The sequence below is a fragment of the Polynucleobacter sp. IMCC30063 genome (assembly GCF_021395235.1).
Taxonomy (GTDB): Bacteria; Pseudomonadota; Gammaproteobacteria; order Burkholderiales; family Burkholderiaceae; genus Polynucleobacter.
This window is the reverse complement of record NZ_JAJVCQ010000001.1, coordinates 318,186-343,870: the sequence shown is the minus strand read 5'-3', so window position 1 is coordinate 343,870 and position 25,685 is coordinate 318,186. Positions and strand designations below refer to the sequence as shown.

Genomic DNA, 25,685 nt, shown 5'->3' with positions numbered 1-25,685 from the left:
TTCTAGCAATAATGGATCTCAACAATCGAGTGCTAATTTTAGCCTTACTAGCCTAAAATTACTCGTATGGATTTTCATAAGGCGGCATTAATGGTTCTTCATCTGTAGTACGTCCGTCATTAATTTGATATGCGCGCCGCTGAATATAAGAATCTCTTAAAAAGGTGTACTTATCGATTGCCGCACCATCTAGCAAATCTCCGGCTTCGTAATACGTATTACGTGCATTAATTACTCGCAACGCAGTAATTGAGTTGCGTAAACCAATATCTTTTACGTATGTAAATAAATAGTCGGATTCGAGATCGGCAACCGTGCCAAAAGTATCGCGTACCGAACTTGGACCAAAGAAGGGTAACACGACATAGGGCCCAGCAGGCACACCCCAAACCCCAAAGGTTTGACCCCAATCTTCTTTGTGTTTATCCAGGCCTGCGGGGGTAGCAACATCGAGCAAGCCCCCAAGACCAAAAATGGTATTGACCATTACGCGCATGAAATCATTAAATGCTAAAGCGGGCTTACCTTGTAATAAATTATTTAAGGCAGTATAAATATCGTTATAGTTTCCAAAAACATTATAAATACCAGTACGTACTATTTCAGGCAAAATAAAACGATACGCCGCCGTAATTGGTTTGAGTAAATATTCGTCGAGCACCTCATTAAAAGCAAATACAGCTCGATTCATGGGTTCCCAAGGATCGGCCTCAGAGGGTTGAGTGCCAGCAGGAATGCTAGCGCAAGCGAATAACAGCGTCGACACGAGCGTCACTAAAGCACGCCGTAAAACTATTTTCACTTACTTGCGCCTGTAGTGCTGCCTTTATCTTGTCCGCTATCGGCAGCTTTGTTATATAAAAATTGACTAATCAAACTTTCAAGCACGATGGCTGATTGAGTCTGGGTAATCTTGCTACCTTGCGCCAACATCTGGTCAGCGCCACCGGCCTCAAGACCGATATATTGCTCGCCCAACAAACCCGAAGTCAAAATTTTGGCCGAGGAATCTTGCGGAAATTTATAATTTGTATCTAGGGTTAAAAGTACAGTAGCTTGATATGTACTGTCATCAAAAGAAATACTGCCCACCCGACCCACGACTACCCCGGCACTTTTTACTGGCGCACGTGGTTTTAGCCCGCCAATATTGTCAAAGCGCGCCGTTACAGTGTAAGTAGGTTGAAATGAAATCGCATTCATATTCCCCACTTTTAGCGCTAAAAATAAAGCAGCCAATAGGCCAATAGCGACAAATAACCCAACCCAAATATCAATTGCTCTTTTTCTCATAAGAATCTCAGTTTATTCCCTCAATATTTCAATTCGAAAACATCAATGCGGTTAGCAAAAAATCAAGCGCTAGGACGGTCAAGGAAGATAGCACCACTGTGCGAGTCGTGGCGCGCGAAACGCCCTCTGGAGTTGGCTTAGCCTCGTACCCTTGATACAAGGCAATAAAGGTGACAGCCACTCCAAAGACAAGGCTTTTAATAAAACCATTACCAATATCGCTAAATAAATCGACGCCACCTTGCATCTGTGCCCAAAATGCACCGGTATCTACCCCAATTAACGGTACTCCAACTAAATAGCCGCCAAAAATACCGACAGCAGTAAATATGGTCGCCAAAATCGGCATTGCAATCATTCCGGCCCATAAGCGAGGTGCCATCACGCGCCGCAAAGGATCAACCGCCATCATTTCCATCGCCGTTAATTGTTCGCCTGCTTTCATGAGACCAATTTCAGCCGTTAATGAAGTGCCTGCACGCCCAGCAAAAAGCAGGGCCGTAATGACTGGGCCAAGCTCGCGCGTTAAAGATAAAGCCACCAATAGGCCCAGTGCTTGCTCTGAGCCATACCGGTTTAAGGTGTAATAACCTTGCAAGCCCAATACAAAACCCACAAATAAACCCGAGACTGCAATGATGACAAATGAATGGTTACCAAGAAAAAGAATTTGATCTAAAACTAAGCTGGGCCTACGCAACAGCGAGCCAGAACGTAACAAAATGGCCAAAAACATGCGCGTAGCGTAACCAAGGTCGGTAACATTTCTACGTATAAAAAACCCCAGGTCAGCAAAAAAATCGAGGGTTTTGTGAAGCGCTAAATTCGCCATTACACCCTCATCTCAAAATCATCTTGCAAACTCAGTCCAGGATAATGAAATGGCACTGGGCCATCGGGTGAAGCGTCCAAAAATTGGCGTACAAAGGGATCAAGCGAATGACTTAACTCTGCTGGCGTGCCTTCAGCGCCAATTTTGCCATTGGCAATGAAATACACATAGTCTGCAATTGCAAAAGTTTCTTCGACATCATGAGTTACTAAGAGGCTAGTGGAACCAAGTGCATCATTTAAATTACGAATTAAGCGTGCCGTAATCCCCAATGAAATTGGGTCTAGTCCGGCAAATGGTTCGTCATACATAATTAGTGGTGGATCTAGTGCGATGGCACGCGCTAAGGCAACCCGCCTTGCCATGCCGCCCGAAATTTGCGCCGGCATTAAATCACGAGCTCCACGTAAGCCCACAGCATTTAATTTCATCAGCACCAAGGTCTGCAGTAAGGCTTCATTTAAGTCAGTGTGTTCACGCAAAGGAAAGGCCACATTTTCAAAAACACTGAGATCGGTAAAAAGTGCGCCGAATTGAAAAAGCATCCCCATCCGTCTGCGGGCGTGCATCAATTGCGCTGTGCTTAGCTTGCCGATATCTTGGCCTTCAAATATAACTTGGCCACGCTGCGCGGTATATTGACCACCAATTAAACGTAAGATGGTCGTCTTACCGCAACCTGAGCCGCCCATTACCGCAACGACTTGGCCACGCTTAAATTCCATATTTAAACCAGACAAAATTTGCCGCTCGCCTAGATTGTAGGAAAAATCAACGCCCCGAATGGCGACCACCACTTCTCCTGCAAAGCTTGAAGCTAAGGGTTGAGAGAGTGAGGGGGATAAACCTTTATGCATGCTGGCATTATCGAGGCAAAACGGAAGAGCCCATTAGAAACTCATCCACCGCACGCGCGCATTGGCGTCCTTCACGAATCGCCCAAACCACTAAAGATTGTCCGCGGCGCATATCGCCGGCAGCAAACACTTGTGGAATGTTCGTGTGATAGGCCTTTTGCCCATCTACAGTAGCTTTAGCGTTACCGCGTGCATCTTGCTCAACCCCAAATGCAGCCAGAATTTGCTGGGCGGGCGAAACAAAGCCCATTGCCAAAAGAACTAAATCGGCTTTGATTTCAAACTCTGAGTTGGGCATTTCGGCCATCTTGCCATCTTGCCACTCTAAGCGCACGCCAATTAATTTTTCTACTTTACCGTTTTTACCTTCAAAGCGTTTGGTTGCTACCGACCAATCACGCTCACAGCCTTCTTCATGTGAAGATGAGGTGCGTAATTTGGTCGGCCAATAGGGCCAAACTAAGGGGGTATTTTCGCGCTCAGGTGGTTGGGGCAAAAGTTCGAATTGGGTCACGTTTTTAGCCCCGTGTCGATTCGATGTGCCCACACAATCCGAACCCGTATCGCCGCCGCCAATCACCACAATATGCTTATCCGTAGCCCGAATTTCATTCGTACTATCACCAGCAACTTCTTTATTTTGCGGAATTAAAAATTCGAGCGCGTAATGAATGCCACTTAATTCTCTGCCTGGTACCGGCAAATCGCGCGGCTGCTCGGCGCCCCCCGAAATAATGACCGCATCAAATGTAGCAAGTAATTCTGCTGGATCTATAGTCTTGCTTGAGTAATTTTTAATTTTCTCGTGCAGAGCCTCTTTACCAACAAAAACGCTAGTTTTAAATACGACGCCCTCGGCTTGCATTTGTTCGACACGCCGATCAATGAGCCATTTTTCCATTTTAAAATCTGGAATGCCGTAACGTAATAAGCCGCCTACCCGATCATTTTTTTCATAGACGGTAACCTCATGGCCAACCCGAGCAAGTTGTTGCGCTGCCGCCATCCCTGCTGGGCCAGAACCAACAATTGCAATGCGCTTACCTGTTTTGTGTTTAGCTGGCTGTGGCTTAACCCAACCATTTTCCCAGCCTTTATCAATAATGGCGTGTTCAATAGACTTAATGCCAACCGGCGCGCGATTGATTGTTAGGGTGCACGCAGCCTCGCACGGCGCTGGACAAATACGTCCAGTAAACTCAGGAAAATTATTGGTTGAGTGCAAAACATCAAGCGCATTTTGCCAATCACCACGAAAAACCAAATCGTTAAAATCGGGGATGATATTGTTTACGGGGCAGCCGTTATTGCAAAAGGGAATGCCACAATCCATGCAGCGCGCGCCTTGCACTTGCGCCTCTGCGTCCTCTAAAGCCAGCACAAACTCTTTGTAATGATGAATGCGTTGCGTTGGTGCCTCGTAGGTCTCATTGACCCGCTCGAATTCCATAAAACCCGTAACCTTACCCATAACCCCTGTGTTCCTTTTCTTTACACTTACTTAAGCAGTAATTAATTTGTCTTGATTTTCTGACTTCAGCCAGAGCTCACCTAAAGCACGCTTATATTCGGTGGGCAACACTTTAATAAAGCGGTTACGCGCTTGCTCCCAGTCGGCCAAAATGGCTTTGGCACGCTCAGAACCCGTGTGGCGGAAATGCTGCTCAACCAAGCCTTTTAAAATCACCTCATCGCTTACGCGCTCGCCACCATCTTTCACATCGCTTGGCGCATGCCACTCTGACTGCGGCATTTGCGCAATTTGCTCTGCGCTGGTTAACACTTTCTCTAAGGTGACCATGCTGGTATTGCAACGCTTCTCAAATAAGCCATCTTCATCATAGACATAAGCTATACCGCCGCTCATGCCAGCAGCAAAGTTACGCCCCGTTTGACCCAGGACCACCACCGTCCCGCCAGTCATATACTCACAGCCGTGATCGCCTGTGCCTTCAACTACTGCTGTAGCCCCTGAATTACGCACTGCAAAACGTTCACCTGCTACGCCATTAAAAAATGCTTCGCCACTAATGGCGCCATATAAAACGGTATTGCCCACGATAATATTTTTTGCAGAATCGCCACGGAATTCATGGGGAGTACGCACAATAACGCAACCTCCCGACAAACCTTTGCCAACATAGTCATTGCCATCGCCAACTAAATCTAGCGTAATTCCGTGCGCCAAAAATGCGCCAAAACTTTGGCCCGCTGTGCCGTTCAACTGAATATGGATCGTATCCTTGGGCAAACCTTCATGTCCATGGTGTTGTGCTACTTCACCCGAAAGCATCGCACCCACAGTGCGATTGACGTTACGCACTGGCACGATAAAGGAAACCTTTTCACCACGCTCAAGAGCAGGCTCGCTTTTTTCAATCAAAATATGGTCAAGTGCGCTACCCAAATTATGATCTTGCTTTAATACTTGATATCGCGGTACATCAGCAGGGACCCGCGGAGCAGCAAATATTTTGCTGAAATCTAAACCACGGGTTTTCCAGTTCTCCACACCCTTACGCGTATCGAGCAAATCTACTCGCCCAATCAGATCATCAAATTTGCGAATACCAAGTTGGGCCATTAATTCACGTGCTTCTTCCGCAATATAAAAGAAGAAGTTCACCACATGCTCGGGCTTACCTGCAAACCGTTTACGCAATTCAGGGTCTTGGGTAGCGACGCCAACGGGACAGGTATTCAAATGACACTTGCGCATCATGATGCAGCCCTCAACAACTAAGGGCGCCGTTGCAAAACCAAATTCATCCGCGCCTAACAATGCGCCAATCACGACATCCCGACCCGTTTTCATTTGACCATCAGCCTGCACGCGTATTCGGCTGCGCAAACGATTCAATACTAAAGTTTGCTGGGTTTCAGCCAAACCCAATTCCCACGGTGAGCCGGCGTGCTTAATAGATGACAATGGCGAAGCCCCTGTGCCACCATCATGACCGGCAATGACCACATGATCGGCTTTCGCTTTAGCGACACCAGCAGCAACCGTACCAACACCCACTTCAGAAACTAATTTGACTGATACATCAGCGGCAGAATTCACATTTTTTAAATCATGTATTAGCTGGGCGAGATCTTCAATCGAATAAATATCATGGTGTGGTGGCGGTGAAATTAAGCCTACACCAGGCACGGAAAAGCGCAAGTTACCAATGTAATCTGATACCTTACTACCTGGCAATTGGCCACCCTCGCCAGGCTTTGCGCCTTGAGCCATCTTAATTTGCATTTGATCTGCACTACGCAAATATTGGGCGGTTACACCAAACCGACCTGAAGCGACTTGTTTAATTTTAGAGCGCAATGAATCACCCTCTTGCAGTGGAATGTTGGCCTCCACCACATCACTGCCGAGAATACTGGCGAGGGTTTCGCCTTTTTTAATTGGAATACCCTTTAGTTCATTGATATAGCGATTGGGGTCTTCTCCACCTTCACCCGTATTTGATTTTCCACCAATCCGATTCATGGCAATTGCTAAGGTGGCATGAGCCTCGGTCGAAATCGAGCCCAATGACATTGCGCCCGTTGCAAAGCGTTTAACAATTTCTTTAGCAGGCTCTACCTCATCGAGTGAGATAGCCTTGGCTGGATCAATTTTAAATTCAAATAAGCCCCGCAAAGTCATTTGCCGCTTACTTTGATCATTAATGATGTTGGCGTACTCTTTATAGGTTTGATAGCCTTTTTCTGGCCCAATGCGGGTTGCGTGCTGCAGCTTGGCAATCGTATCAGGCGTCCACATGTGGTTTTCACCGCGAATCCGATAAGCATATTCTCCGCCAGCTTCGAGCATATTAGTTAAGACTGGGTCATCACCAAATGCAGCTTGGTGCATCTGTAAAGCCTCTTCAGCTACCTCAAATACCCCGATGCCACCGACATTAGATGAGGTGCCCTTGAAATATTGGTTGATTACCTCTTGATTTAAACCAATGGCCTCAAAAATTTGTGAGCCGGTGTACGACATATAGGTTGAGATGCCCATTTTGGACATCACTTTTTGTAATCCCTTGCCAACTGCCTTTACAAAATTCTTGATCGCCTTTTCGGCCGATAAGTCTCCAGGAAGACCCTGAGCCATTTGCGCTAAAGTTTCCATTGCAAGATAAGGGTGGATTGCTTCAGCGCCATAACCCGCTAATAAAGCAAAGTGATGGGTTTCGCGTGCACTGCCCGTTTCAACGACCAAGCCAACACTAGTGCGCAAACCTTTTTCAACTAAATGCTGATGAATGGCTGACGTTGCTAACAATGCAGGTATGGCCACATGATGTTGATCTACCTGACGATCGCTAACAATTAAGATGGTATAGCCTGAACGCACAGCATCAGCCGCCTCGGCACACAGTGACGCTAGCCGCGCTTCAATACCAGCTTTACCCCAGGCGGCTGGATAGCAAATATCCAATTCGTAAGAGCGAAACTTACCATTAGAGTAATGCTCAATGTGACGAATTTTAGTGATGTCAGCGAAATCAAGAATCGGTTGACTCACTTCTAAGCGCATAGGCGGATTAATATTATTGGTATCCAATAAATTGGGCTTAGGACCAATGAACGATACCAATGACATCACTAGATTTTCGCGAATAGGATCAATCGGCGGATTAGTTACCTGCGCAAATAATTGCTTAAAGTAGTTATAAAGTGATTTATTTTTATTTGATAACACCGCCAAGGGGCTATCGTTACCCATCGAGCCAATAGCTTCCTCGCCGGCGCTAGCCATTGGAGCCATTAAGTATTTCAAATCTTCTTGGGTGTAACCAAAGGCCTGTTGGCGGTCGAGTAATTTCGCGATAGGTCGAATGACGCGTTTTTCGTCAAGGCGATCGCTTGCACTTACGGTAACCTCGTCTAACTTAATGCGTACTGCATCAAGCCAGCTTTTATAAGGCTTTGCTTTAGCAACCGCGTCTTTTAACTCAACGTCTTCAATAATGCGGCCCTGTTCCATATCAATCATGAACATTTTGCCGGGCTGTAAGCGCCACTTATGAACAATCTTGCTTTCAGGTATTGCTAATACTCCAGCCTCGGATGCCATGATGACAAGATCATCGTCGGTTACGTAATACCGTGCGGGGCGTAAACCGTTACGATCAAGGGTTGCGCCAATTTGACGTCCATCGGTAAATGCCATCGCTGCTGGACCATCCCAAGGCTCCATCATCGAGGCATGGTACTCATAAAAAGCCCGCCGATTGACGTCCATCAAATTGTGTTGTTCCCAAGCTTCAGGAATCATCATCATCATGGCTTGCGCCATAGGATAGCCAGCCATTACTAGTAATTCAAGGCAGTTATCAAAACAGGCTGTGTCCGATTGCCCCGGATAGATTAGTGGCCATAATTTTTGTAAGTCATCCCCTAATACGGGTGAACTAATTGCGCCAGTGCGCGCATTAATCCAATTGACATTCCCTTTTACGGTATTAATTTCGCCATTGTGCGCAATCATGCGGTAAGGATGAGCTAACTCCCAAGCAGGAAAGGTATTCGTTGAAAAGCGCTGATGCACTAATGCCAAGGCTGAAACGGTACGTTCATCAGTTAAGTCTTGATAGTAGGCTCCAACTTGGTTGGCTAAGAGCAAGCCTTTATAAACAATGGTACGAGCCGACATCGAAGTGACGAAATATTCTTTACCATGTTTTAAATGTAAATCTTGAATTGCATGGCTAGCTGTTTTGCGAATAACGTACAGCTTACGCTCAAGGGCATCAGTCGTCATAATGTCGCGCCCACGCCCAATAAAAATTTGCCGAATGACGGGCTCGGTTTTTCTCACCGTCGGTGACATGGGCAATTGAACGTCTACTGGTACATCACGCCAACCTAATACCGTTTGTCCTTCAAGACGTACTGTCCGCTCTAATTCCTGTTCACAGGCCAACCGGGATGCGTTCTCTTTAGGTAAAAAAATCATGCCGACGCCATACTCGCCTAAGGGCGGTAGAGTTACACCTTGTAAAGCCATTTCATCCCGATACAGTTGATCGGGTATTTGAATCAAAATGCCAGCGCCATCACCCATCAGCGGATCAGCGCCAACTGCGCCACGATGATCTAAGTTCTCGAGGATTTTTAATCCCTGCGTGATGATATCGTGGGATTTTTTGCCTTTGATATGCGCCACAAATCCTACGCCACAGGCATCATGTTCATTTTGTGGGTCATAAAGCCCTTGTTTAACAGGGCGTAATTCAGTTGTCATCATCATCAATCTCGCGGTGGAGCTTAAAAAATTAGCAGCATTACTAGTTGGGAGAAACTAATATAGGGGAATACCCCTTTAGATGCAATAGAAATAAAATGACTCTGTCCCAATTAACGAATAGACAGTACGTTCATTTTAGCTTATTGGGGACAGATTCGTTAAATTCTCTGCCTAGGGCGCCCACGTGGCCGAATTTGTACCACGTCTAAGGGACTCTTAAAAAGTTGCATAGCCGTTGCCTGAGAAATCCAAGGCTTTGATTTCAATAGGTATTCTGTTATTTCTAGGTCTTCACGGTGGGGGGAGCCCTCCTGTACAAAGTGCTGCCAGGCTAATTGCCGTTCAAATGGAGTATTTCCTAAGGCCCAAAAGCTGGAATGGTCGACTAACCATGGCTCTACCTTTTCTCCAGTATGGCTAAGGTAGCTAGTCCAACTAGAAGCGGCGGGGCTTGATTCATAACCAGCCCGAACAGGATTTAATTCTAAATACCGTTGGCAACGTAAAAAATGTTCAGCGTCAATGAGTGAAGAACGGTATCGCCCTTCCCAAATTGTTCCAGAGCGATTTTGCTGCTGATTGCAGTATTGAGCATACCTGCGACCTAAGGACTGCATGGTTTTTGCTAGGGAATGCGCATGCTGGGGGGTTAAAAGACAATGTAGATGATTCGGCATTAAAGCAAATGCATGCACCGTACACCCAAATTCTTTAGCCGCTTCGCGTAACCAATCTAAGTAAATGCGGCGATCTGCCGAATTAAAAAAAAGCGTTTGGCGATTATTACCTCGAGCCATGACATGCATAGCTTGACCTGGAATCACGATGCGTGCTTGACGGGCCATAATTCAGGTCGTCAACTAGTTGAGTTGGCGAATACCACCCTGCGGAGCAAATTCAGGAATAAACCAATCGCCATCAAATTGCGTTACGCCATCTGGGACAACGCGCGCCTCTTCTGGTGAGCCTCTTAGTGCCGTGGTCATATATGAAATCCAAATTGGTAAGGCAAGGCCGCCGCCGGTTTCCCGATCACCCAAACTCGCAGGCTTATCAAAACCAATCCATGCAATTGCCACGACTTTTGGGTTATACCCTGCAAACCAGGCATCATGTGAGTCGTTAGTCGTACCTGTTTTGCCAGCTATATCAGTTCGTCCTAATTTTGCTCGTGCACTTGCAGCAGTGCCAGTTTTAGTTACCTCTTGCAACATGCTATCAATCACAAATGCCGTTCTCGCATCTAGCACTCGCGTGCCACTTTCATGCACCCGCACGGGTTGAGCCTCAAATAACACCACCCCTTTGTTGTCGATCATTTTGTCAATTAAAAAAGGGTCCACTCGATAACCCCCGTTGGCAAAAACACTATACGCTGCTGCCATTTGTAATGGGGTAACTGAGCCTGCGCCCAAAGCTAAGGTTAAGTAAGGTGGGTGTTTTTCTGGCTCAAAACCAAAACGCTGAATATATTCCTGCGCATACGAGGGGCCAATAGTGCGTAATAGGCGCACCGAAACTACGTTTTTGGATTTTGCTAAGGCAGTACGCAAGCGCATCAGCCCCTCATACTTCCCATCATAATTTTTCGGCTCCCAAGCTTGACTGCCGGTTTCTAAAATACCAATCGAAATCGGCGCATCATTAACAACGGTGCTGGGTGAAAATCCTTTTTCAAGTGCTGCGGCATAAATAAAGGGCTTAAACGAGGAGCCTGGTTGGCGCATTGCCTGTGTCACATGATTAAATTGCGTACGATGAAAATCAAAACCGCCTACCAAGGATAAAATTGCGCCAGTTTCTGGATTCATCGATACGAATGCCGCTTCAACTTGTGGAAGTTGGGCCAACTTCCACATGCCATCTTCAGCTAACAAGCGCACTATCGCTCCAGGCCGTAAGCGCTTCTTGGGCTGTGCGCTATCAGTGAGTGTGGCTAAGGCTAGTTTCATGCCGTCGCCTTTGATTACAATGACATCTCCCGTCGCAATCATCACCTCAAGCTCTTTAGGCTTGACTGCCAATACCACGCCTGACTGAAGCTCATCGAGCGGTGGATGCTCAAGCAAAGCATCATCAATGGCCCGTTGGCGCTTTAAATTATCTACTGGCAATTCAATAAAGCCCTCGGGACCACGATAAGCGTGCCGTAAGTCATACTCAAAAATACCTCGGCGCACTGCGCGGTAAGCCGCATCTTGATCAGCTTTTAAAAGTGTCGTGTACACATCTAAGCCTTGGGAATAAATTGCCTCACCATATTGGGCAAATAAAATTTGTCTTACCATTTCCGCAGCGAAATCAGCGCGGGTTCTAAATTCATTACCCAAGCCCCGCACGCGTAATTCCTCCTTCATCGCTTTATCGTATTCTGCGGGAGTAATATAGGATAAATCGCGCATCCGTTGCAAAATATATTCTTGGCGCGCTTTCGCACGACGATAATTAGTAACTGGGTTATAGGCTGATGGCGCCTTTGGTAAGCCGGCCAACATCGCTGCTTCGGCAATGCTAATTTCATGAATATCTTTACCAAAATAAATTTGCGCCGCGCTTGCAAAACCATAAGCGCGCTGACCCAAAAAAATTTGATTCATATAAATTTCAAGAATTTTGTCTTTACTCAGCTCAGCTTCAATTTTCCAGGCCAATAAAACTTCATAAATTTTGCGGCTAAAGGTTTTTTCATTTCCCAAGAAAAAATTTCGGGCAACTTGCATGGTTATAGTTGACGCACCTTGTGCCAAGCGGCCACGCAAATTAGCTAGTCCGGCACGCAACACTCCGAAATAATCAACTCCGCCATGGGAATAAAAACGATCATCCTCTATTGATAAGACCGCATTTTTCATTTGTTGCGGCATTTGATTTAGTGGCACTAACTTACGTCGCTCTTCGCCAAACTCACCAATTAAGACTTTATCTGCGGTATAAATTCGCAAAGGCACTTTAGGGTTGTAATCCGTTAAAGCGGAAATACTCGGTAAATTTGGCTTGGCCACAATAAAAGCGTAAGCCAACAGCAAGCTCAGTAAAATTGCCAAGACCAGCCCCAGAATTAATAAGGCTTTCACGAGCGGGCTACGAATCGCGGTCCAAAAAGAATGACCTCCGGAGTTCAAGCGAGGGCGAATCGTGCCGCTGGGCTGATTGCGTGCATTTGGCTTCAGGGGCGGCCTGTCTTGAGGGGTTTGTGCCATAAGCTTGAATTATAAGAGCCATGCCTAAATCGGCTTATTCCTACGCGTCTTTAAGCCTATGTTGCTAGATTTAGGAAAGAGTTTAGAAAAGAATAGGGGGTGCCGATACGTAAAATTACTTCCCAATCTTTTGATGCCATTTTGAGCGTGCTGGGTGATGATCCAGTCATGCAGAATCCAGTGACTTCAAGCCCGGAACCTGAGCTATCTGCTCGCCAGCAAAATAAACTGGCTGCCGAGGCCGCACCAGCCGAAGCCAAGCACAGCCTTGGCCTTCAGCCGCCAGCACAAATACGCCACACCTTCGCCAAACCAGTCCAATGGATACCAAGTTTAATTGGCCTTGTATCCTTTGGTGCATTAGCTTGGACAATTAGCGCACTCATTGCTCTAGAGCAGAACACGCATTCCCAATTTGGCTTACTGGAAGCGCAAATCAATCGACTCAAGCAAGCCCTAACAGAACAAGAAGACACTGCAAGCAATTATCATGCGGAACTCAGCGAGCAACTCGACCAGATTTATACCGCACAACTTAGTGCAGGTTCTCGCAGTATTAAATCTGCTCATAATCCTATGCGCCAAGAAGCGCTGGAGCTCAACCGTAAATTAAAAGCGGAAGAGGCCACCTTAAGTCAGTGGCGATATTTAGGCATGAGCACCGCTGGTCAAGGTACGGTAGCTTTTTTTCACACTGGTGATAAAACCCTATCCTTAGCTCTTCATACTGCGGTACTAGGGACATGGGTCTTAAGCGAAATTAGGGCAGAGCATGCCAAACTTACTGCAGCCACTGGACAGGTTGTCACGCTTAAATTAAAGCGTCAGCCATGAGGCTCAAGACCCACTCCTTTCGTAGCTACGCACGGCTCTGTTTAGCGCTATGGTTTTTATGGCTGCCGCTGCTCACACCAACTTATGCAGACTCATCGTTAACTGGGACCTCAACTAGCCCACAGAAGATAGCGCAGGCGGCTCAAGCAAAAACCATTAGCCTACATTTTGCCAATATTGAAGTCAGTACCTTACTCAAAGAATTGGCACGACTTGGGCAAACGAATTTTTTAATTAGCGAATCGATTCAAGGCACGATTTCAGTTGATTTGCAGCAGATTCCATGGGGTAGTGCGGTGCAATCAATCTTAGCTAGCAAAGGGTTGAGCATGCTAAGGCATGGCGATATTTTCTGGATTGGCCCCTACGCTGAAATTAATGCCTTTCAAAAACACCGTCGTGAAGATGCAGCCTTACCATTTGGGGGTGACCACGCACAGAGCCCTAAACAAATTTTAATCGAAGCCAGAATCGTTGAAGCTGATGACCGCTTTGCTCGTGATCTGGGTGCTAAGCTCAGCTTTCTGGGTGAAGGAGCGAGTTCGCATTTGAATCCTAAAATGAGCTCGGGTTTTGATTTAGCGGCCAATGGCTTAAATGGATTTAGTCCCGTCAGTGCCGCTGCCACTCTTTTATCTAAAAATGCTAGCCAGCTTTTACAGGCTGAACTTTCTGCGCTTGAAGCTCAAGGCCAAGGCAAAGTTATTTCGAATCCCCGCATCATGACCTCAGATCAAGTCAAAGCAACAATTGAACAGGGCACTGAATTACCTTATCAAGTTTCAACCCAAAGCGGCAGTAAATTGCAATTCCGTAAAGCAAATCTGCGTCTTGAGGTCATTCCTAAAATTCATCCTGATGGCATGATTTCGATGTTAGTTGGCATTACTAAAGACACCATTGGCATGAAAACTGAACAGGGCTATGCCATTGATACGAAAACGCTAAGCTCAGAAGTAACTGTAGAAAATGGGGGTACTGTCATTATTGGTGGAATTTATCAAACCATTGAGCGAGAAGACATCGTTAAGGTGCCCTTGCTTGGTGATATCCCCATTTTGGGCCATTTATTTAGGCATAGCGCCAAACTACACGATAAAAAAGAGTTGCTGGTTTTCTTAACCCCCACCGTCCTGCCCAAACCCTTATAAAATCAGGATGTGAACTCCTTATTAAACAAATCTAACAATATTTTCTTAATTGGTCTCATGGGGGCTGGTAAGTCTACCGTAGGGAAATTATTGGCGCGCAAACTAGGACGCCGTTTTATTGATAGCGACCATGCGCTTGAAGAGCGCTGCGGCGTCAAAATTCCCCTTATCTTTGAAATGGAAGGTGAGTCTGGGTTTCGTAAACGTGAAGCCCAAATGATTGCCGAGTTAACTCAAGAAAATGACATTATTTTGGCTACGGGTGGTGGCTCAATTCTTGCACCTGAAAATCGGCAGGCCTTAAGCAAACGAGGGGTTGTCATTTATTTGCACGCTAACCCCAATGAGTTGTGGCATCGAACTAAAGGCAGTGAGGGCAGGCCCCTCCTACAAAATGGCGACCCACGGCAAATTTTGACAACGCTGTATGCAGAGCGTGATCCCCTTTATCGCGATATTGCCACGCATATTATTGAAACTGGCAAGCCCAGCGTCAATCAATTGGTTCATACTTTGTTGATGCAGCTAGAATTAAGCCCATGAATACACTCAAGGTCGAACTGGGTAAACGTAGTTATCCCATTTATATTGGAAGTGATTTAATCTCCCAAGGCAGTCTCTTTCATCCCCACCTTAAGGGTGAGGTAGTTTTCATTGTGACCAATACAACTGTTGCGTCATTGTATGCAGAGGCGCTCACCAAAACTCTTGAGCAACTAAAAAAACGGGTGCATCTGATCGTTTTACCCGATGGCGAGTCTTACAAAGATTGGACTCATTTACAAACGATTTTTGATGTCCTGCTGCAATCTGGGGCTGATCGCGATACTGCCATTATTGCGCTCGGTGGTGGGGTCATTGGCGACATGGCTGGCTTTGCTGCAGCAAGCTTTATGCGTGGCATTCGCTTTATTCAAGTTCCAACGACTTTATTAGCTCAAGTAGATTCCTCGGTGGGCGGAAAAACGGGCATTAATCATCCGCTGGGTAAAAATATGATTGGCGCTTTTCATCAACCCGTGGCTGTCATTGCCGATTTACGCACCTTACAATCATTACCTCCCCGTGAACTTTCGGCAGGGCTGGCGGAAGTCATTAAACATGGTGCTATGGCTGATATTCATTTTCTGGCTTGGATCGAAAAAAATACGGCTGCCTTGTTGGCCTGCGAGCCTGCTGCGCTAGCGCATGCTGTACTACGCTCTTGTGAAATTAAAGCGGCATTAGTAGCTGCCGATGAACGTGAAAGCAACGTTCGTGCAACCTTAAATTTTGGTCATACGTTTGGGCACGCAATTGAAGCTGGCCTAGGATATGGCAAATGGTTACATGGGGAGGCGGTTGGTTGTGGAATGGTTATGGCTGCCGATCTCTCGATGCGCTTAGGCAAAATTCAAGCCCCCGAGGTGCAGCGCCTAAAGCAGCTCATTCATGCCATGGGACTACCGACTGAAGCACCAAAGTTCGGGCTTGAGCGCTACTTCGAATTAATGCAATTAGATAAAAAAACCGCGGGCGGTCAAATTCGCTATGTGGTTCTTAACCCGCTAGGTGCAGCTATCATTGAAGCCGCCCCCGCATCACTAGTTCAAGAAACTTTACTTGCTACTGGCGCTGCTTAAGGTTGATGCCGGCCTAAAGTTACCGCTTGGCCAGCCTGCGCACTAATAAATTGCGTTAAATCGCTTAATAGCTCTTTGCCTGTTTTATAGTCGATCCACAGTGGTGATGAAGTAGTACCAGCCCAGCGATAATGAAAACCGCCAGCCTTAGCTGCTACCCAAATTTCGTGCAAGGGGGGTTGGCTATTAACAACAATGACGCTACGATCACGAAAACGAATATTAATCACATTGCCACCCTGTCGCTCAACATCTAAATCAAGATCTAACTGATCATCGGCGGCCTCAAGCGTAATCTCGAGCGAGTGTAAGAGTTGACTGGCTAGCTGATGAAATTGTTTATCGTCAATGGGTTCAGCGGCTGGGGTATTTACTGGATGCTGCATGCTATATTCAATCATTCGTTTTAGAGACTTTCATGATAGCGATTCTTATTCGAGCCTTTAGATTTAGCATCATAATATCCCTCATAGGATGTGGGGTAAGAGGGCCCCTGTATTTGCCAAGCGTGCCAAATATACCGCCGATTCCTGCCCAAGTTGAACCAAAAGGCAAGTTGTACCCAGCTCCCGGCCCAAATACCGCTGTTGATAATAAGGAGGCCTCACCTGAGGAAAGCAAATGAGTCAAGCAAAACATCACAATTCCTTACCGGCCTTGCAAAGCTTGCTAGGGTTTTCTGTACGTGATGGCTGCTGGTTTATTGAAGCACTCCCCTTAGCCCAACTGGCGGCGCAATTTGGTACGCCACTCTATGTTTATAGCAAACGTGCTTTGGTGGCTGCATTTGCTGCCTATGAAGAAGCCTGCTTTAACGCACAAGGCAAAAGACGAGCGCGAATTTTCTTTGCAGTGAAAGCCAATAGTAATCTTGCAGTAATGAATTGCTTTAAAGAGCTTGGCGCAGGCTTTGATTTAGTTAGTGGCGGGGAACTCGAACGCGCACTTGCAATTGGCGCCGATCCAGCAAGCTTAGTTTTTGCAGGGGTTGGTAAATCTGCTGCTGAAATTCGGCTGGCCCTTACGGTTGGAGTGAAATGCTTCAATGTTGAATCTGTTGCCGAGCTTGAACAAATTAATCAGATCGCAGCAGAATTATCTTGTCGTGCGCCAATTTCTTTGCGAGTGAATCCCGATGTCGATGCACAAACGCATCCCTATATTTCTACTGGACTCAAAGATAACAAGTTTGGTATTGCTTATCATGAAACGCTAAAAACCTATCGTGAGGCTGCCTTACTTTCGCATCTTGATATCGTGGGAATTGATTGTCATATTGGCTCACAAATTACCTCTACCGCGCCTTATTTGGACGCGCTTGATAAAGTACTTGATTTAGTAACACAACTTAAAAAAGAGGGGATTAAGTTACGGCACCTCGATTTAGGAGGTGGACTTGGGATTGATTATGGCGATGAAAGTTCGCCTGCTATCACCGAATTTACTAACGCGCTTTTAGATCGGATTGCTGAACGCGGCTTTGCCAACCTAGAAATTCTTCTTGAGCCTGGGCGCTCATTAGTGGGTAATGCAGGCGTCTTGCTCACGCGCGTCGAATATATCAAACTTGGAGCGAGTAAAAATTTTTGCATAGTAGATGCGGCGATGAATGATTTATTACGCCCTGCACTTTATAGCGCGTATCACGCCATTGTGGCAGTTCAAAATAATGAGGCTGAAACACAAATTTATGATGTAGTTGGACCAGTTTGTGAATCGGGAGACTGGCTTGGTAAAGATCGGGCTCTGGCAATTAAAGCAAATGATGTTTTGGCGATTTTATCGACCGGGGCTTATGGCTTTACGATGGCATCGAATTACAACACTCGCCCTCGAGCAGCTGAAGTGATGGTCGATGGCAACCAAGCTTTTATCATCCGTGAACGCGAAACCGTTGCTGAGTTGCTCTCAAAAGAGCGTCTCTTACCGCAAAAAAAATAGTACTTCGCCAGCCTTAATGCAGTCCAGCCATGTAATCGGTAACGGCCTTCATTTCAAGATCAGATAGTTTGACAGCGATCATATTCATTTGTACATTTTTACGGGTGCCATCGCGGAAATACCCCAGTTGTACAGCGTTGTATTCTGCCCATTGCCCACCCAAGCGGGGGTATTGCGCTGGAATACCAGCCCCATTTGGACTATGGCAAGCCGCACAAGCAGGAATGCCTTTGGCAGCGATGCCACCACGATAAATGAGTTGTCCGAGCTCGAGGGTCGCCTTATCTTGCGCCTCGCCTTGGGGAGGTGCCTGTTTTACTAAAAACGCAGCCAAATTCAACATATCTTGCTCGGTTAAGGTCGCCGCCATACCCATCATGATGGGATTAGCACGCGTGCCGTCCTTATAACTTTTTAATTGCTTAGCTAAATAAGTTCCATGTTGCGCGGCTAACTTAGGCCAAGTTGCCACGGCGCTCATCCCCTTGGGGCCATGACACGTAATGCAAGCCACTACGCCGCGGCTAGTATCACCGCTGTTATAGAGGGCCTCGCCCGCGGCGGCATCGCCCTTAGTAGGCTTAGCCGCTATAGCTACTGGCGCTGGGGCTACAGCGGTAGCCGTGGCTGAAGCAGGAACTGTAGCAGTTGGTGCTGGCTTGGCGGGCTCGTTAGCAATGGCCACAGAGCCGCTAGCAGATAATATGAAAATACTGCAAAGGCCTAAAAACAGCTTTTTTAAGCGACTTAATTTGGAGATTTGGGTGCTATGACGCATTATGTTTACCTTGGCAAAAATTCCTTAGAAGATTTGGCTGGCTATTGCTGGCCAAATCCCGCAGATCTTAATATTTTATGTGATTTTACAATAGCTTCCAGACATGTCTAAACTCTTTCAATCCCGCTTTTTTACCACCGTAAACGATTTGCATTGTCTGCCCCAAGGCCCCCTGCGGGAAGTAGCCTTTGCCGGGCGCTCAAATGCTGGCAAATCGAGCGCTATTAATGTTTTATGCAATCAAAAGCGCTTGGCTTTTGCGAGTAAAACGCCGGGGCGGACTCAACATATTAATTATTTTGGCGTGTTTGCAAAAGATGATTTATTAGCCTATCTCGTTGATTTGCCCGGCTATGGCTATGCCGCCGTCAATCATGAAACCCGCTACCACTGGAATAGTTTAGTCAGCGACTATTTGCAAGAACGCCCCGAACTAGTTGGCATGATTTTAATCATTGATTCACGCCGCGGGATGACTGACTTAGATGAACAAATGATTCAATGGTTTTTACCGACCGGTAAACCAATTCATTTACTTTTAAGTAAATGCGATAAGCTCAACCATACCGAGTGTCGTCATACCCTAGAGGCCGTAGAGAAAAGATTAGCTGAATTAGCTGGGCCGGCAGTCAATTTGGCTGGGCCCCAGCCGCAAATTACTGCGCAACTCTTTTCCAGTACAAAACGCATTGGGCTGGTAGAAGCAGATAAAATTATTATTAATTGGTTATTTGCTGTTCCGACTCTGCCTGATGTCTTCACCCAAACCGAGGAAAACTAAATGAACCCACTCCATTTTCCTGCTCATCGTCCGCGTCGTATGCGCCGCGACGATTGGTCTAGAAGATTAATGCAAGAAAACCGCTTAACGGTAGATGATTTAATTTATCCGGTTTTTTTATTAGAAGGCAGCAAGCAATCGCAAGCAATTGCTTCAATGCCTGGAATCAATCGACTCTCGCTCGACTTACTTTTTGAGGTTGCTGAAGAATGTCTTGAGCTTGGAATTCCTGTGATGGCACTTTTCCCTGTCATTGATCCAACCCTAAAAACACCTGATGGTAAAGAAGCGCTAAACCCTAATGGTTTAATTCCGCGCGCAGTCGAAGCTTTAAAAACACGCTTTCCTAATTTAGGCATCATGACGGATGTCGCCCTTGATCCCTATACCAGTCATGGCCAAGATGGCATCTTAGATGAACAAAATCGCCTACTCAATGATGTCACTACTGCTGTTTTGGTACAGCAAGCAATAACACAAGCGCAAGCAGGGGTTGATATTGTTGCACCTTCAGACATGATGGATGGGCGTATTGGCGCAATTCGTCGAGAGCTTGAAAAGTTAAATTTGATTCATACCCGCATCATGGCCTATTCTGCTAAATATGCTTCGGCTTTTTATGGCCCATTTCGTGATGCCGTTGGTTCGGCAAAAAATTTAGGTAAGGCCGATAAAAAAACGTATCAAATGAATCCGGCTAATAGTGCCGAAGCCCTTTCAGAAACAGCGCTTGATATTAGCGAAGGCGCCGATATGGTGATGGTAAAACCGGGTATGCCCTATCTGGATATCGTTCGTCAAGTTAAAGAGGCATTTTCTTATCCAACTTATGTATATCAAGTTAGTGGTGAGTACGCCATGCTCAAAGCTGCTGCTCAAAATGGTTGGCTTGATCATGATGCAGTCATGATGGAAAGCTTAATTGCCTTTAAACGTGCCGGCGCAGACGGCGTCCTAACTTACTTTGCTTTAGAAGCCGCGCGCCAATTAAAAAATAACTAAATGTCTTAAAAATCGCTTATTTAAGCGAGTTTAAGTAGACTAAAAAACGGTTTGCCGCCATAAACCCAATGATCCGTTGGGTTGTTTGCTCGCGCCCCTCGGCATCAAAAAATAGTATTGCGGGTGGCCCAAATAGATTAAATTGCTTGAGCAACGCTTGATTTTCGGGTGTATTTTTGGTCACATCGGCCTGCACTAAGACAAACTTACTTAAGGCTTGAGCAACGGTTGGATCAGCAAAAGTAAGGAGTTCCATTTCTTTGCAACTAATACACCAATCGGCATAAAAATCGAGCAACACAGGGCGCCGCTCTATGTTCGCTTTTTCAAGCACCTGCTTTAATTCGGCTGAGGATTGAACAACAGTAAAGTGTAAATTTGCTGCGATGGTACGTTGCGAATTTTGCTTGGATGGGCTTGCTTGCTGAGTTTGAAAGAGTGCTTGCGACCCTGAAAAAAGGGCTGGCCAGACAATCCAAATTGCCAGAGCCACCAATAAAACACCCAGGATGCGCTGTAACCATAACATCCATGCGCCTGTGTTGGGGACCAAAACCCGTGCCTCGAGGGCAATCAAGAGTAGAGGCAAACCCATGCCGATAGCCATAATAAATAACAAGCTGCCGCCAAGTGCTACCGAGCCAGTTTGGGCAATAAATGCCAATACCCCAGCTAATGGTGCCGTAATGCATGGGCTAGCAATTAGGGTTGAAAGCCCACCCAGGATAAATGCACCAATAATGCTGCCGCCCTTTTGGCGCCCAGCAAACTGATCAATGGTCTGTTGCAGTGCATGCGGTAAACGTAAGTGATAAAACCCAAATAAACTGCCGGCCAAAGCTAATAAAACTAGGCCAAAAGCCAATAAGACCAAGGGATTTTGTAGCGCTGCTTGAGCGCCACTGCCAAGCGCAGCCATGAGCATTCCTGCGATTGAATAGAGGCTAGCCATACCCAAGATATAGGCAATGGCTAAGACGGCAGCCCGGCTTTTTTTAATTGACTTAGCAGGGTCTGAATTGAAGAGAATACTCGACAAAATAGGCAACATGGGTAAAACGCAGGGGGTAAATGCCAGCGCAATTCCTAAAATAAAAAATGCTAAAAATAGGTAAGGAATAGATGCTTGAGCTAAAAATTGATTGACTGCGTTGATATCTTCACGCTGCCCCCATAAGCTAACTAAACTCAATTTTTCTGAGGGTGGTGCGATCTCCGTTGTATCGGGCAATGGTTGGGCCTTAACACCAGGGGCTGCTAAGTTAAAGTTTAAGGTCATCGGTGGGTAGCAAATTCCACCATCTGCACAACCTTGCAATTGAATTTGCAAACGCAAACCCTTAACTCGATTACTGAATGCATCAGCTGCTTTACCTATACTACTGATGGCCTGATCTAAATTAATTTGAACTTGAAATGGGGTCTTGTAAATAATAAGATTTTTATTAAAAGTAGGATCAAATTTATTTTCTCCGGCGGGTAAGGGGGGCTGAAACTGATAGGTTGGCTGCCCATTTTCAAGCACATGAAATTGCAATGAATGCTGATAAATGTAATATCCTTTAACGGGTTTGAAATCAATTTCAACCTGCGTTCTATTTTCTAGCCAAGTGGCTTGCACTTGAAACGCTTTTTCTGGTGGTAAAAAATCAGGCGCTGCAAAAGCGCTGGAAATGAATAAACAAAAGGTGAGTACTAGCTTAAGTAGTGTGTTATGTATTTGCATCAATTTAATTCGGTCCTATATAAATGAAAAAGCCAGACCGAAGTCTGGCTTTTCACTATACCCCATACTCACAATTAAGTTGAACTCTCTTCAGCTACAACCTCTTCAACAATAGGGCGATCAACCAATTCAACCAAGGCCATAGGCGCATTATCGCCCTGCCGAAAGCCAAACTTTAAGATGCGTAAATAACCGCCTGGGCGTGTAGCATAACGCGGCCCAAGCTCGGTAAATAATTTAGCAACAATGTCGCGATCTTGCGTGCGGTTGTAAGCTAAACGCCGATTCGCTAAGCTATCTTTCTTGCCTAAAGTAATTAAGGGCTCAACAACCATGCGCAATTCTTTTGCTTTTGGTAGAGTGGTTTTAATTACTTCATGCTCCAAAAGCGAATTCGACATATTACGCAGCATCGCTAAACGATGCGATGAGGTTCGATTAAGTTTGCGTAAACCGTTTCCGTGACGCATGATGCTTCCTTTCTAATTATTTCCAAGGTTAGCAGGTGGCCAACTCTCAAGTTTCATCCCAAGGCTTAAGCCACGAGCCGCTAACACGTCTTTAATTTCATTTAATGATTTACGACCTAAATTAGGCGTCTTTAACAACTCATTTTCAGTGCGCTGGATTAAATCGCCAATGTAATAGATGTTTTCTGCTTTTAAGCAGTTAGCGGAACGCACAGTCAGCTCGAGATCGTCGACTGGGCGCATTAACATCGGATCAACCATCGAAGAGCGGCTAGGTACCAAATCGCCTGAAATTTCGCTACTTTCTAACGCTGCGAATACAACTAATTGATCGACCAAAATACTAGCTGCTTGACGAATCGTCTCTTCAGGTGTCATGACGCCATTAGTTTCAATGGTCATCACCAAGCGATCTAAGTCGGTACGCTGTTCAACGCGAGCTGATTCAACTGCATAGCTAACACGAGTAACGGGGCTAAAAGAAGCATCTAAAACAATGCGGCCAATAAGCTTAGTTGTTTCATCATGATACTGACGCATATTGCCGGGCACATAACCACGCCCTTTTTCCACTTTAATTTGCATATCTAATTTACCACCGGCAGCTAAGTGGGCAATGACATGATCTGGATTAATAATTTCTACATCGTGGGGTAAATCGATATCTTTAGCGGTGACCACACCAGGCCCATCTTTACGTAAATTAATCGTCACTTCATCACGTGACTGCAATTTGAAGACTACACCTTTAAGATTGAGCAAGAGATTAACAACATCTTCCTGCACGCCATCGAGCGTTGAATACTCATGAACCACACCTGAAATAGCGACCTCAGTTGGCGCAAAGCCAACCATCGATGACAACAACACACGGCGTAAAGCGTTTCCCAGCGTATGGCCATAGCCACGTTCAAATGGCTCCATCACCACTTTAGCTTGATTGGGGGTAAGTGCTTCTACTGAAATAATTTTTGGCTTGAGCAAGTTTGTTTGCATATGTTTTCCTTATGGGTGCCTAATTAGCGCGAATATAATTCGACGATCAAACTTTCATTAATATCACCGCTGATTTCTTCGCGGTCGGGCACTTGCTTAAATGTTCCTTCGAGCTTTGCCGCATCAACTGAAACCCAGCTAATGACGCCAGTTTGCTGAACCAAATTCAAAGATTCTTGAATGCGGTTTTGCTTCTTCGCTTTTTCACGAATTGAAATTACATCGCCAGGTTTAACCTGAATCGATGGAATATTTACTGCACTGCCATTTAACATGACTGCACAATGAGAAACTAATTGGCGTGCTTCGGCGCGTGTTGAGCCAAAGCCCATGCGATAAACCACATTATCAAGACGTGACTCTAGTAACTGCAGGAGGGTTTCACCCGTATTACCTTTTCGACGCTCAGCCTCGGCAAAGTAACGACGAAACTGGCGCTCTAAAACCCCATAAATTCGTTTTACTTTCTGCTTTTCACGTAACTGATTGCCATAATCAGAGGTGCGTGAGCCCGATGTCCGTCCATGCTGACCAGGCTTGCTATCAAGCTTGCACTTGTCTGACAATGAACGCCGAGCGCTCTTTAAAAAGAGGTCGGTTCCTTCCCGACGAGATAACTTGGCCTTAGGGCCTAAATAACGTGCCACGATGCTTTCCTTTCTTTGCCGCAGTCTTTCGACCAGCGGTTAGTTCGCTTTAAATTCAAACGAACAGTGGGCTTAAACAATTAAAAAATAAAACTTTTAAAAACCAAATAACAACAATAAAACTTAAATACGACGACGCTTAGGCGGGCGACAGCCATTATGCGGCACTGGGGTTACATCCTGAATCTCAGTAATTTTGATGCCCAATGAATTTAACGCGCGCACAGCAGATTCACGTCCTGGGCCTGGGCCCTTAATTTGTACTTCTAAATTTTTAATCCCACATTCAATCGCTGCTTTACCTGCTACTTCTGCAGCTACTTGAGCTGCAAACGGGGTTGACTTGCGTGAGCCCTTAAAACCCTGTCCGCCAGAAGTAGCCCAAGATAAGGCATTCCCTTGACGATCAGTAATCGTAATAATGGTGTTATTAAAAGATGCGTGCACGTGCGCGATGCCGTCGGCAACGTTCTTTTTTACTTTTTTGCGAGCACGCTGAGCGGTTGCTGCTGCGGTTTGTGGTTTTGCCATTTCAGTACGCTTTCTTGATTATTTCTTCAGTGCAATGCCAGACTTACGCGGGCCCTTGCGGGTACGTGCATTCGTCTTGGTACGTTGGCCGCGAACCGGCAAGCCCTTACGATGACGTACGCCACGATAACAGGCTAAGTCCATCAAACGTTTGATGCTCATTGTGACTTCACGGCGTAAATCGCCTTCAGTCGTCAATTTGCCAACCTCATCACGGAGCTTTTCTAAATCAGCGTCTGTGAGATCTTTAATTTTTTTATCAAAAGCAACACCAGTAGTTTGACAAATTTTTCTAGCTTGGGTTGTACCAATGCCATAGATTGCCGTCAAACCAATAACGGTATGTTGATGATTTGGGATATTGACCCCAGCGATACGTGCCATGAGATTTCCTCTTTATTAACCGAATCAGCCTTGGCGCTGCTTATGACGTGGATCTGACGAGCAAATCACACGCACAACGCGTTTACGCTTAATGACCTTGCAATTTCTGCAAATAACTTTTACGGATGCTAAAACTTTCATCATTCACCTCTTTAAATATGCTGACTACTTAATCACTACTTCGCACGGAAAATAATTCTTGCGCGCGTTAGGTCGTAAGGAGTCATCTCCACCGTTACCTTATCCCCTGGCAGAATGCGGATGTAATGCATACGCATCTTCCCTGAAATATGACCCAAAACAACATGCCCGTTTTCCAACTTCACCCGAAACATTGCATTGGGTAAATTTTCTATAATCTCACCCGCCATCTGAATAACATCATCTTTAGACATA

The 25,685-nt window shown here is 45.8% G+C and carries 26 protein-coding genes; 8 read left to right on the top strand and 18 right to left on the bottom strand.

The window, feature by feature from the left end; genetic code table 11:
* Positions 1 to 58: 58 nt before the first annotated feature.
* The 8 genes from LZG75_RS01865 to LZG75_RS01830 all read right to left on the bottom strand — a co-directional run bounded on the left by LZG75_RS01865 (position 59) and on the right by LZG75_RS01830 (position 12,426).
* Positions 59 to 802 (bottom strand): VacJ family lipoprotein, encoded by a 744-nt coding sequence (locus LZG75_RS01865; protein WP_233923254.1) that lies wholly within the window; start codon positions 800 to 802, stop codon positions 59 to 61.
* On the bottom strand, positions 799 to 1,293 hold the full coding sequence (mlaD, locus tag LZG75_RS01860; protein WP_233923255.1) for an outer membrane lipid asymmetry maintenance protein MlaD: 495 nt from the start codon (positions 1,291 to 1,293) through the stop codon (positions 799 to 801). Before mlaD ends, LZG75_RS01865 begins: the two co-directional genes overlap by 4 nt.
* Before the next feature lie 28 nt (positions 1,294 to 1,321).
* Positions 1,322 to 2,125 (bottom strand): lipid asymmetry maintenance ABC transporter permease subunit MlaE, encoded by an 804-nt coding sequence (gene mlaE / locus LZG75_RS01855; protein WP_233923256.1) that lies wholly within the window; start codon positions 2,123 to 2,125, stop codon positions 1,322 to 1,324.
* Positions 2,125 to 2,982, bottom strand: coding sequence for an ABC transporter ATP-binding protein (locus LZG75_RS01850; RefSeq protein ID WP_233923257.1), 858 nt, complete (start codon positions 2,980 to 2,982; stop codon positions 2,125 to 2,127). Before LZG75_RS01850 ends, mlaE begins: the two co-directional genes overlap by 1 nt.
* Positions 2,983 to 2,989: 7 nt before the next feature.
* On the bottom strand, positions 2,990 to 4,453 hold the full coding sequence (locus LZG75_RS01845) for a glutamate synthase subunit beta (protein ID WP_233923258.1): 1,464 nt from the start codon (positions 4,451 to 4,453) through the stop codon (positions 2,990 to 2,992).
* A 30-nt stretch (positions 4,454 to 4,483) separates the two neighbouring features.
* A complete protein-coding gene (locus LZG75_RS01840; protein WP_370634747.1) occupies positions 4,484 to 9,226 on the bottom strand; it encodes a glutamate synthase-related protein in 4,743 nt (1,580 codons plus the stop codon).
* A 158-nt stretch (positions 9,227 to 9,384) separates the two neighbouring features.
* Entirely contained in the window at positions 9,385 to 10,071 is a 687-nt protein-coding gene (locus LZG75_RS01835; protein ID WP_233923260.1) for a transposase, read from the bottom strand.
* 15 nt (positions 10,072 to 10,086) lie between these two features.
* A complete protein-coding gene (locus tag LZG75_RS01830; RefSeq protein WP_233934854.1) occupies positions 10,087 to 12,426 on the bottom strand; it encodes a penicillin-binding protein 1A in 2,340 nt (779 codons plus the stop codon).
* Between the two features lie 99 nt (positions 12,427 to 12,525).
* Between LZG75_RS01830 and LZG75_RS01825 the strand changes: the two genes are divergently transcribed.
* From LZG75_RS01825 to aroB, 4 genes are read left to right on the top strand one after another with little or no spacing between them, the layout of a single operon-like run.
* Positions 12,526 to 13,260, top strand: a complete 735-nt coding sequence (locus LZG75_RS01825; RefSeq protein ID WP_233934853.1) for a hypothetical protein — start codon at positions 12,526 to 12,528, stop codon at positions 13,258 to 13,260.
* Positions 13,257 to 14,411 (top strand): type II and III secretion system protein, encoded by a 1,155-nt coding sequence (locus LZG75_RS01820; RefSeq protein WP_233923263.1) that lies wholly within the window; start codon positions 13,257 to 13,259, stop codon positions 14,409 to 14,411. Before LZG75_RS01825 ends, LZG75_RS01820 begins: the two co-directional genes overlap by 4 nt.
* A gap of 57 nt (positions 14,412 to 14,468) precedes the next feature.
* Positions 14,469 to 14,954 (top strand): shikimate kinase, encoded by a 486-nt coding sequence (locus LZG75_RS01815; protein WP_233923388.1) that lies wholly within the window; start codon positions 14,469 to 14,471, stop codon positions 14,952 to 14,954.
* Positions 14,951 to 16,033, top strand: a complete 1,083-nt coding sequence (gene aroB, locus LZG75_RS01810) for a 3-dehydroquinate synthase (RefSeq protein WP_233934852.1) — start codon at positions 14,951 to 14,953, stop codon at positions 16,031 to 16,033. The genes LZG75_RS01815 and aroB overlap by 4 nt, the downstream gene beginning before the upstream one ends.
* On the opposite strand, the gene cyaY is transcribed toward aroB, so the two are convergent.
* Entirely contained in the window at positions 16,030 to 16,434 is a 405-nt protein-coding gene (gene cyaY / locus LZG75_RS01805; protein ID WP_233923265.1) for an iron donor protein CyaY, read from the bottom strand. The genes aroB and cyaY overlap by 4 nt on opposite strands.
* A 17-nt stretch (positions 16,435 to 16,451) precedes the next feature.
* Here cyaY and LZG75_RS12295 point away from each other — a divergent pair, with 17 nt between their 5' ends.
* On the top strand, positions 16,452 to 16,658 hold the full coding sequence (locus tag LZG75_RS12295; RefSeq protein ID WP_370634749.1) for a lipoprotein: 207 nt from the start codon (positions 16,452 to 16,454) through the stop codon (positions 16,656 to 16,658).
* Positions 16,655 to 17,974 (top strand): diaminopimelate decarboxylase, encoded by a 1,320-nt coding sequence (gene lysA, locus LZG75_RS01800; RefSeq protein ID WP_233934851.1) that lies wholly within the window; start codon positions 16,655 to 16,657, stop codon positions 17,972 to 17,974. Before LZG75_RS12295 ends, lysA begins: the two co-directional genes overlap by 4 nt.
* Before the next feature lie 13 nt (positions 17,975 to 17,987).
* On the opposite strand, the gene LZG75_RS01795 is transcribed toward lysA, so the two are convergent.
* Positions 17,988 to 18,752: a cytochrome c gene (locus LZG75_RS01795; protein ID WP_233934850.1), complete on the bottom strand. Its 765-nt coding sequence runs from the start codon at positions 18,750 to 18,752 to the stop codon at positions 17,988 to 17,990.
* Positions 18,753 to 18,855: 103 nt separating this feature from the next.
* Here LZG75_RS01795 and yihA point away from each other — a divergent pair, with 103 nt between their 5' ends.
* Together yihA and hemB are read left to right on the top strand one after the other, a co-directional pair.
* The gene (gene yihA, locus LZG75_RS01790) at positions 18,856 to 19,533 is read left to right on the top strand and encodes a ribosome biogenesis GTP-binding protein YihA/YsxC (protein ID WP_233923268.1); all 678 of its coding nucleotides are present in this window, start codon (positions 18,856 to 18,858) and stop codon (positions 19,531 to 19,533) included.
* The gene (gene hemB / locus LZG75_RS01785; RefSeq protein WP_233923269.1) at positions 19,534 to 20,535 is read left to right on the top strand and encodes a porphobilinogen synthase; all 1,002 of its coding nucleotides are present in this window, start codon (positions 19,534 to 19,536) and stop codon (positions 20,533 to 20,535) included.
* A 16-nt stretch (positions 20,536 to 20,551) separates the two neighbouring features.
* Here the strand turns inward: hemB and dsbD are convergent, their stop codons facing one another.
* From dsbD to infA, 8 genes are all read right to left on the bottom strand, one after another.
* Complete coding sequence (dsbD, locus tag LZG75_RS01780; RefSeq protein WP_233934849.1) at positions 20,552 to 22,261, bottom strand: protein-disulfide reductase DsbD; 1,710 nt, start codon at positions 22,259 to 22,261, stop codon at positions 20,552 to 20,554.
* 74 nt (positions 22,262 to 22,335) lie between these two features.
* Entirely contained in the window at positions 22,336 to 22,731 is a 396-nt protein-coding gene (gene rplQ / locus LZG75_RS01775) for a 50S ribosomal protein L17 (RefSeq protein WP_233934848.1), read from the bottom strand.
* Between the two features lie 12 nt (positions 22,732 to 22,743).
* On the bottom strand, positions 22,744 to 23,727 hold the full coding sequence (rpoA, locus tag LZG75_RS01770; protein ID WP_233923272.1) for a DNA-directed RNA polymerase subunit alpha: 984 nt from the start codon (positions 23,725 to 23,727) through the stop codon (positions 22,744 to 22,746).
* Positions 23,728 to 23,750: 23 nt separating this feature from the next.
* On the bottom strand, positions 23,751 to 24,374 hold the full coding sequence (gene rpsD / locus LZG75_RS01765) for a 30S ribosomal protein S4 (protein ID WP_233923273.1): 624 nt from the start codon (positions 24,372 to 24,374) through the stop codon (positions 23,751 to 23,753).
* 123 nt (positions 24,375 to 24,497) lie between these two features.
* The gene (gene rpsK / locus LZG75_RS01760; protein WP_233923274.1) at positions 24,498 to 24,905 is read right to left on the bottom strand and encodes a 30S ribosomal protein S11; all 408 of its coding nucleotides are present in this window, start codon (positions 24,903 to 24,905) and stop codon (positions 24,498 to 24,500) included.
* Positions 24,906 to 24,923: 18 nt separating this feature from the next.
* On the bottom strand, positions 24,924 to 25,289 hold the full coding sequence (rpsM, locus tag LZG75_RS01755; protein WP_233923275.1) for a 30S ribosomal protein S13: 366 nt from the start codon (positions 25,287 to 25,289) through the stop codon (positions 24,924 to 24,926).
* Between the two features lie 24 nt (positions 25,290 to 25,313).
* Positions 25,314 to 25,430: a 50S ribosomal protein L36 gene (rpmJ, locus tag LZG75_RS01750; RefSeq protein WP_233923276.1), complete on the bottom strand. Its 117-nt coding sequence runs from the start codon at positions 25,428 to 25,430 to the stop codon at positions 25,314 to 25,316.
* Between the two features lie 35 nt (positions 25,431 to 25,465).
* Entirely contained in the window at positions 25,466 to 25,684 is a 219-nt protein-coding gene (gene infA / locus LZG75_RS01745; RefSeq protein WP_015420252.1) for a translation initiation factor IF-1, read from the bottom strand.
* Position 25,685 lies beyond the last annotated feature (1 nt).

Bases quoted from the DNA above. Each gene is read 5' to 3' on its own strand.
- mlaD (WP_233923255.1), bottom strand. From the start codon at position 1,293: ATGAGAAAAAGAGCAATTGATATTTGGGTTGGGTTATTTGTCGCTATT.
- mlaE (WP_233923256.1), bottom strand. From the start codon at position 2,125: ATGGCGAATTTAGCGCTTCACAAAACCCTCGATTTTTTTGCTGACCTG.
- LZG75_RS01850 (WP_233923257.1), bottom strand. From the start codon at position 2,982: ATGCATAAAGGTTTATCCCCCTCACTCTCTCAACCCTTAGCTTCAAGC.
- LZG75_RS01845 (WP_233923258.1), bottom strand. From the start codon at position 4,453: ATGGGTAAGGTTACGGGTTTTATGGAATTCGAGCGGGTCAATGAGACC.
- LZG75_RS01840 (WP_370634747.1), bottom strand. From the start codon at position 9,226: ATGATGACAACTGAATTACGCCCTGTTAAACAAGGGCTTTATGACCCA.
- LZG75_RS01835 (WP_233923260.1), bottom strand. From the start codon at position 10,071: ATGGCCCGTCAAGCACGCATCGTGATTCCAGGTCAAGCTATGCATGTC.
- LZG75_RS01830 (WP_233934854.1), bottom strand. From the start codon at position 12,426: ATGGCACAAACCCCTCAAGACAGGCCGCCCCTGAAGCCAAATGCACGC.
- LZG75_RS01820 (WP_233923263.1), top strand. From the start codon at position 13,257: ATGAGGCTCAAGACCCACTCCTTTCGTAGCTACGCACGGCTCTGTTTA.
- LZG75_RS01815 (WP_233923388.1), top strand. From the start codon at position 14,469: ATGGGGGCTGGTAAGTCTACCGTAGGGAAATTATTGGCGCGCAAACTA.
- aroB (WP_233934852.1), top strand. From the start codon at position 14,951: ATGAATACACTCAAGGTCGAACTGGGTAAACGTAGTTATCCCATTTAT.
- cyaY (WP_233923265.1), bottom strand. From the start codon at position 16,434: ATGATTGAATATAGCATGCAGCATCCAGTAAATACCCCAGCCGCTGAA.
- LZG75_RS12295 (WP_370634749.1), top strand. From the start codon at position 16,452: ATGATAGCGATTCTTATTCGAGCCTTTAGATTTAGCATCATAATATCC.
- lysA (WP_233934851.1), top strand. From the start codon at position 16,655: ATGAGTCAAGCAAAACATCACAATTCCTTACCGGCCTTGCAAAGCTTG.
- LZG75_RS01795 (WP_233934850.1), bottom strand. From the start codon at position 18,752: ATGCGTCATAGCACCCAAATCTCCAAATTAAGTCGCTTAAAAAAGCTG.
- yihA (WP_233923268.1), top strand. From the start codon at position 18,856: ATGTCTAAACTCTTTCAATCCCGCTTTTTTACCACCGTAAACGATTTG.
- hemB (WP_233923269.1), top strand. From the start codon at position 19,534: ATGAACCCACTCCATTTTCCTGCTCATCGTCCGCGTCGTATGCGCCGC.
- dsbD (WP_233934849.1), bottom strand. From the start codon at position 22,261: ATGCAAATACATAACACACTACTTAAGCTAGTACTCACCTTTTGTTTA.
- rplQ (WP_233934848.1), bottom strand. From the start codon at position 22,731: ATGCGTCACGGAAACGGTTTACGCAAACTTAATCGAACCTCATCGCAT.
- rpoA (WP_233923272.1), bottom strand. From the start codon at position 23,727: ATGCAAACAAACTTGCTCAAGCCAAAAATTATTTCAGTAGAAGCACTT.
- rpsK (WP_233923274.1), bottom strand. From the start codon at position 24,905: ATGGCAAAACCACAAACCGCAGCAGCAACCGCTCAGCGTGCTCGCAAA.
- rpsM (WP_233923275.1), bottom strand. From the start codon at position 25,289: ATGGCACGTATCGCTGGGGTCAATATCCCAAATCATCAACATACCGTT.
- rpmJ (WP_233923276.1), bottom strand. From the start codon at position 25,430: ATGAAAGTTTTAGCATCCGTAAAAGTTATTTGCAGAAATTGCAAGGTC.
- infA (WP_015420252.1), bottom strand. From the start codon at position 25,684: ATGTCTAAAGATGATGTTATTCAGATGGCGGGTGAGATTATAGAAAAT.